This is a genomic window from Streptomyces sp. PT12, assembly GCF_003311645.1.
In the GTDB taxonomy this organism is placed as follows: domain Bacteria; phylum Actinomycetota; class Actinomycetes; order Streptomycetales; family Streptomycetaceae; genus Streptomyces.
Genome location: NZ_QEST01000231.1, coordinates 1 through 1,207 on the forward strand (window position 1 = coordinate 1; position 1,207 = coordinate 1,207).

A 1,207-nucleotide genomic window follows, 5' to 3' on the forward strand; every position below is an offset into this window, starting at 1 on the left:
AAGAGCGAGTCCACACGCGCAAGCGAAGGCGCCGACAACTCGCGCAGGGACAGGGACTCGACCGAGACCACCGGCGCTCCGGCACCGTCTACCGCGTCGAGGGAGACCTGGTCCTGGCCGGTTGACACCAGGCGGACGCGCAGCACGTTGGCGCCGCTGGCATGCAGGGTCACGCCCGCCCACGAGAACGGCAGGATCACCCGCTCATCGTCGGACAGCAGCGGGATGGCGTGCAGGGCCGCGTCGAGCAGCGCGGGGTGAAGCCCGAACCGGCCCGCTTCCCCGGCCAGCACGACCTCGGCGAACACCTCGTCGCCGCGCCGCCAGGCGGAGGCGAGCCCCTGGAACGCCGGGCCATAGGAGACCCCGGCCTCGGCCAACTCGCCGTAGAGCCCCGACACTTCCACCGGCTCGGCCCCCGAGGGCGGCCACTGGGTCACCGACTCGGCCGTGCCTCCCGCGCCCGCGGCGAGCGTTCCCGCGGCGTGGCGGGCCCACGGCTGGTGGTGGTCGTCCTCGCCGCGCGAGTACACCTCCACCGGGCGCCGCCCCGACCCGTCGTCCGAGCCGACCACCACCTGAACGGCCATCGCACCACGCTCGGGAAGCACCAACGGCGCCTCAATCGTCAACTCATCGACCCGACCGCAACCCACCTCGTCACCCGCGCGCACGGCCAACTCCACAAAACCCGTCCCCGGGAACAACACCGCACCCGCGATCACATGATCCGCCAACCACGGCTGCGACCCCACCGACAAACGACCCGTCAACACCACCTGATCCGCACCCGCCACCGCCACCGCGGCATCCAACAACGGGTGATCGGCGGTCTCAAGACCGCGCCCCGACTCCAGCCAGAACGACTGGCGCTCGAACGGGTAGGTCGGCAGATCGACGCGCCGCGCCCCGCGCCCGCCGAGAACGGCCTCCCAGTCGACCCGCACGCCCGAGGCGAACAGCCGCCCGATGCCCGTGAACAGGCTCTCGACCTCGGCCCTTTGGCGGCGCAGCGTGGCGGCCACCGTGCCGTCGTCGAGCTCCCGCACCATGGCGGTCAGCACGCCGTCGGGGCCGATCTCCAGGAAGCGGGTGACGCCCTCGTCCTGCAACCTGCGCACATCGTCGGCGAAGCGCACGGCGTCGCGGACGTGCCGCACCCAGTAGTCGGCCGAGGCGACGTCCTTGGGGAAGCGGATCTCCGGGC

General features: G+C 72.3%; 1 protein-coding gene. It reads right to left on the bottom strand.

Features of this window, described 5'->3' with window-relative positions:
• A partial coding sequence (locus DEH69_RS24280) for a polyketide synthase dehydratase domain-containing protein (protein ID WP_181727585.1) occupies positions 1-1,207 on the bottom strand: 1,207 nt, incomplete at both ends.